Origin of the sequence: Brunnivagina elsteri CCALA 953, from assembly GCF_002289455.1 — a bacterium.
In the GTDB taxonomy this organism is placed as follows: Bacteria; Cyanobacteriota; Cyanobacteriia; order Cyanobacteriales; family Nostocaceae; genus Brunnivagina; species Brunnivagina elsteri.
Genome location: NZ_NTFS01000449.1, coordinates 1 through 4,977, shown reverse-complemented (window position 1 = coordinate 4,977; position 4,977 = coordinate 1). Strand labels below are relative to the sequence as shown.

Annotated in this window: 6 protein-coding genes; 3 read left to right on the top strand and 3 right to left on the bottom strand. The window is 37.9% G+C overall.

Annotated elements, in window-relative coordinates; genetic code table 11:
- Window positions 1-41 precede the first annotated feature (41 nt).
- Both CK510_RS26150 and CK510_RS26145 read left to right on the top strand, forming a co-directional pair.
- The gene (locus tag CK510_RS26150) at window positions 42-506 is read left to right on the top strand and encodes a Y-family DNA polymerase (protein ID WP_245912443.1); all 465 of its coding nucleotides are present in this window, start codon (window positions 42-44) and stop codon (window positions 504-506) included.
- Entirely contained in the window at window positions 500-925 is a 426-nt protein-coding gene (locus CK510_RS26145; protein WP_245912442.1) for an ISAs1 family transposase, read from the top strand. The genes CK510_RS26150 and CK510_RS26145 overlap by 7 nt, the downstream gene beginning before the upstream one ends.
- Window positions 926-1,072: 147 nt before the next feature.
- Here CK510_RS26145 and CK510_RS26140 read toward each other — a convergent pair whose 3' ends face one another.
- Window positions 1,073-1,927, bottom strand: a complete 855-nt coding sequence (locus CK510_RS26140) for a 3'(2'),5'-bisphosphate nucleotidase CysQ family protein (RefSeq protein WP_095724452.1) — start codon at window positions 1,925-1,927, stop codon at window positions 1,073-1,075.
- A gap of 285 nt (window positions 1,928-2,212) precedes the next feature.
- On the bottom strand, window positions 2,213-3,124 hold the full coding sequence (locus tag CK510_RS26135) for a sugar kinase (protein WP_095724451.1): 912 nt from the start codon (window positions 3,122-3,124) through the stop codon (window positions 2,213-2,215).
- Window positions 3,125-3,394: 270 nt separating this feature from the next.
- Here CK510_RS26135 and rsmI point away from each other — a divergent pair, with 270 nt between their 5' ends.
- The gene (gene rsmI / locus CK510_RS26130; protein ID WP_095724450.1) at window positions 3,395-4,261 is read left to right on the top strand and encodes a 16S rRNA (cytidine(1402)-2'-O)-methyltransferase; all 867 of its coding nucleotides are present in this window, start codon (window positions 3,395-3,397) and stop codon (window positions 4,259-4,261) included.
- On the opposite strand, the gene CK510_RS26125 is transcribed toward rsmI, so the two are convergent.
- Window positions 4,258-4,959 (bottom strand): response regulator transcription factor, encoded by a 702-nt coding sequence (locus CK510_RS26125; RefSeq protein WP_095724449.1) that lies wholly within the window; start codon window positions 4,957-4,959, stop codon window positions 4,258-4,260. The two genes, rsmI and CK510_RS26125, sit on opposite strands and share 4 nt — an antisense overlap.
- Window positions 4,960-4,977: the final 18 nt, after the last annotated feature.

Below are 4,977 nucleotides of genomic sequence, written 5' to 3'. Positions count from 1 at the left end.
CACTCTCAACTACACCCCTAAATTCACAATAATATATTTTCGTGGAAAACTCCAGTTCTCAAAATGGACGAGGTTTATCAGAGCAAATACACGATATTTTCAAGCATTACACAGACATATTTGAGCCTGTGGCATTAGATGAAGCATATCTCGATGTCAGCGAAAATAAACAAAATATACCTTATGCTTCCACGATAGCTAGGTTAATCAGAGCAGAGATATTTGCCCAAACCACCCTCACTGCATCAGCTGGAGTATCCATCAACAAATTCCTAGCAAAAATAGCATTGAGTATAAATAAACACAACAGTATGAAGGTTATTATACTTAAAGATGCCGAAGCTTTTGTGGAATCATTACCTATCGAAAAGTTTCACGGTATCGGTAAAGTCACAGCCGCTAAAATGCAATCGTTGGGTATTTTTACTGGGGCAGATTTGAAAGAGCGATACCACAAAGTGGTCGCCAAGGGCATCGCACTCAGAATTGGTAAAATATTTTGGTAAAGCAGGAAATTATTACTACGCCAGTGGCACAGCTTCCTGGACTTCATGAACAAGACTTGTGGGTCGGACTGAAAACAGTAGTTATGGTAGTGCGTACGATTCAGCATTGGAATAAAACTACCCATGAGGTACAATTTTACATCACCAGCCTCGCCAGTGATGCGAACAAAATTAGTAGTGCAATTCCACAGCATTGGGGAATTGAAAATTCTGTTCATTGGACATTCATCCTCACCGAAGGTGAGGATGAATGTCCAATTCGTTCTATGCACAGCCCACAGAATTTTGCTTTTAAACGCAGAGGTTCGCGGAGGTTCACGCAGAGTTGCGCGGAGAGGATATTGAGAGTGCGATCGCAATCCTCAATAAATCTCAAAAAAATTGCTCGTTTTCCGAAATCGCTGTCGATGGGTTTGTAGTAGTAATTAAGATAAGCAACTTATACTGAACTCTCTATACCGAAAACTCAGGGGATTTACCCCAATGCTTTTAAAGAACCTAGTCAGAAAACTAGGTTCTTTGCTTTTGGAGACTTATAGATAATTAAATATCCCAATTTAACTGACTCAGGCATTAAATTCTGCTAAATACTTTTCTGCTTCCTTGCATAATATATCGTGATATTTACCATTACTTGCTAATAATCCACCCCATTGATTGGCATCTCCTGTATTATATTGCAGCAGCGAATTCTCGTAGTTTGTATATAATCCCCCTGCTTCACTTAAGATTAATTCTGGTGCGGCAATATCCCAATCTTTGGGGGCAGATTTACCTGACAGCGAAATATAAACATCTGCTTGATGTTCTACTATTGAAGCGATTTTACAACCGATGCTACCAAGGTTTTTATGGGTTTTACATGGTAATTTACTTAAGATATAATCTAATGCTGGGCTACGATGGGAACGACTAACTAGTACGCTTAAGTCTTCAATTTTCTTTTCTGTGGAGACTTGCAGTTTTTGCGTTTTTCCATCCCGTGTTTCTACAAATGTTCCGTCTCCTTTTGTTGCATAATATATTTTTTCTAACTCAGGTACGGCAACTAATGCTAATACTGGACGACCTTTTTTTACTAGTCCAATATGTATTGCATATTCTCCTGTTTTATCAATAAAATCCCGTGTTCCATCCAAAGGGTCAATTATCCATACAAATTCATTTTTTAGTTGTTCCCCTTGATAAGTCTCTTCACTAATATACCCAAAGTATTCTGTTCCCAATTCTGCCTGTAGTTGTTCAATTAAGTAATTGCTAACTGCTATATCTGCGGCTGTCACTGGGTCATCAATTTTACCATCTTTGTACTGAATATCTAAATTTTGTTTTCCAGTACCTGTATAGAATGAACGGAGTAACTTTGCTGCTTCCCAAGTAATCGGACGAGCAATTTCTAATATTTCTTTTGGTGTTTTCATACTTTTTTGGAATATTGCGATCGCAAACCTATTATTTACACTTTTTCAAGCTTTTGTAAATTTTTATTTAAAAGAAGAATTTTTGGGTCATCTTGAGCGATAATTATTTTATGAAGTTGAAATTTAATATAATTGGGGCTTTGTAATTTTTTTAAAGATGTCAATATTCCCATTGTCAAAAAACTCAACTCCCAACTAATATTAGCATTTCGCAGGCTCAATGTAAACGAAATTTTTACAAAAATTCATTATATTTGGATTGATATTTCTCTTCCCATGTTGATTCTATCTTGGATTGAGCATCCAGCGACGAGTCCCAAAAAATTGGCAGGAATAGGCTGCAATTTCAGCAGATAAAGAAAGTGCTTCGGGAAAATCTTCACGTAATATGTAATGACAGAATGCACCGTGAAAGATATCTCCAGCACCTAGTGTATCAACTGGTTGGATATTTGGTACATTAATGAATGACCTTATCCCTAAATCAGAACTGTTTGAGGAGAAATCCGGGATTAAATATTCAATCGGATTTTCACCGTGGGTAATCGCGATATGTGGTATTTTGATTTTGCTGAGGTAAGTAAAAACTTCTTCGCTAGTATAACAATTGGGAGGATAAAAGTTTGCCGAACAAATAGCATAATCAACAAAAGGTAATATCTTTTCAAATCCAGGTTTCCAACTTCCAGCATCAAGAACAACCGGGATGTTTTTAGATTTCGCAAGTTTAGCAATCTCGCAACCGACTTCTATTTGATGTCCATCTATAAGAACAATATCAAAAAACTCAATACTTTCAATAACATCTGCGGGTATAGCTTGCTTATTAACTGAATTGTTGACTGCGTTGATAGAAATAACTGCTCTTTCACCAGTTGTTTTGGTGACAATGATTGAAGAAACTGGGGGTGGATTTTGATTTTTTGGTTCTAAGTCGATAAGATTAATTTGGTGATTTGGATTCACTATACAATTTTCTAAATCACTGTGAATTAATTGCGTCATCGGATGGGAACCAACTACAGCTAATATTGTTGCTGTGTTTCCCAAATGGTTGAATGTCACTGCTGCATTTGTCGCTGGACCACCCGCAGCAATGGTATAATCTAAAGCTACTAGTTTTTGGTTATTTTCGGGTGGTGAATTGGCAAGGTATATTAAATCTAAGGTGCTTAAGCCTATGAATAATCCGTTCATTAGGTAATTGTTAATAGATAAATATATGACAAGAGATAAAAACCGCAGATAGACGCAAATTTAGACGCTAATCTGCGAGAAGTCTCGCTAGCCTACGGCAACCTCTCCGATGTACGCTCGTCTAATGCGGCTACCTTTGGAAGTCACTCCGTGCCTACCCGCAGGGTACGCGGATAAATATGAATTAATAAGGATAGATGGAAATTGTACCTTACTCAAATACAAAATCCTACAATGATTATTCTTTATCCCTACTCCCTAACCTAAAATATGGAAATTAAACCAGGTACACTTTACGTTGTCGGTACTCCGATTGGTAACTTAGAAGATATTACTTTTCGGGCTATACAAACACTGCAAAACGTCGATTTAATTGCGGCTGAAGATACTCGTCATACTGGGAAATTATTACAACACTTCCAAATTAAAACACCTCAGATTAGTTACCATGAACATAATAGCAGTAGTCGCGTCCCAGAGCTATTAGAAAAACTAACCGCAGGAAATGCGATCGCACTTGTATCTGATGCGGGAATGCCTGGTATTTCCGATCCTGGATATGAGTTAATTAAAGCTTGTATTGATGCTGGTATCTCGGTTGTACCTATCCCTGGTGTCAGTGCGGTAATTACGGCTTTATCTGCAAGTGGTTTACCTACTGATAAATTTGTATTTGAGGGTTTTCTACCACCAAAAACTCACCAAAGACGGGAACAGTTAGAAATTCTCAAGATAGAAACCCGCACTTTAATTTTCTATGAATCACCGCACCGTTTGCGAGCAACTTTACAAGACTTTGCAGAAGTTTTGGGAATGGAACGTAAAATTGTTTTAGGAAGGGAATTAACGAAGTTTTATGAACAATTTTGGCGAGGTTCAATTGGTGATGCTTGTAAGTATTATCAAGAAAAAGAACCACAAGGAGAATTTACTTTAGTTGTTGCGGGATTAGAAGCAAATAAACCTCAACTTTCCGACGAGGAAATTGTTGTAGAACTCAAAAAAATCATGAGTCAAAAAGTATCGCGATCGCAAGCAAGTCGTCAGTTAGCAAATCTGACTTCAATTAACCGTCGTCACATTTATCAAATTGCTTTGGCAATTGAACTTACGGATGCTGATACAGAGGATGATTAGTTAACATTTAATCTCGACATATCACCAGTAATCAAACCTTTTTGAATCGCAATGGTGACAGCTTGAGTGCGATCGCGTGCCTCTAATTTATGTAAAATTGCATGGACGTGGACTCTTACCGTCCCAGATGTAATATAAAGTACATTTGCTATTTGTTGATTTGTTTGACCTTCCGCTAATAACAAGAGAATTTCCTGTTCTCTCTGTGTTAGTGGATTTACTGAACTGAGAGTATTTGATACTTCTTCTAAATTCAGACATGTGGAGTTGGATTTAAATTGAGAGCGAATTTCTTTGGTTGCAGTTTCATCCCACCACGATGCACCAGCTGCGACAGAACGCAATGCTAATACCAATTTTTCTGCGGGTATTCCTTTCAAACAATAGCCTTGAGCACCAGCTTCAATCAAGCGAGAAATCAGTGCTTGTTGGGAATGGGAAGTCAAAATCAATACAGGTAATTTGGGATGTTGCTGTTTAATTTGACGACAAGCTTCGATACCTCCGATTCCTGGTAATCCCACATCCAACAGTACGATGTCAATAGGACATTGGGAAACTAGCTCTATGGCAGTTTCTCCATCTTCAGCTTCCCCTACAACTTCTAATCCTGGTTCCTGTTGCAATCTGACACGCAACCCCAATAAGAACAGTTCATCATCCTCAACCAAGAGGATTTTTAGTCCAGTAGATGGCATTTTCCAACTATTCTATGA

Coding starts and splice junctions, on each gene's coding strand:
- CK510_RS26135 (WP_095724451.1), bottom strand. CDS start 3,124: ATGAACGGATTATTCATAGGCTTAAGCACCTTAGATTTAATATACCTT.
- rsmI (WP_095724450.1), top strand. CDS start 3,395: ATGGAAATTAAACCAGGTACACTTTACGTTGTCGGTACTCCGATTGGT.
- CK510_RS26140 (WP_095724452.1), bottom strand. CDS start 1,927: ATGAAAACACCAAAAGAAATATTAGAAATTGCTCGTCCGATTACTTGG.
- CK510_RS26125 (WP_095724449.1), bottom strand. CDS start 4,959: ATGCCATCTACTGGACTAAAAATCCTCTTGGTTGAGGATGATGAACTG.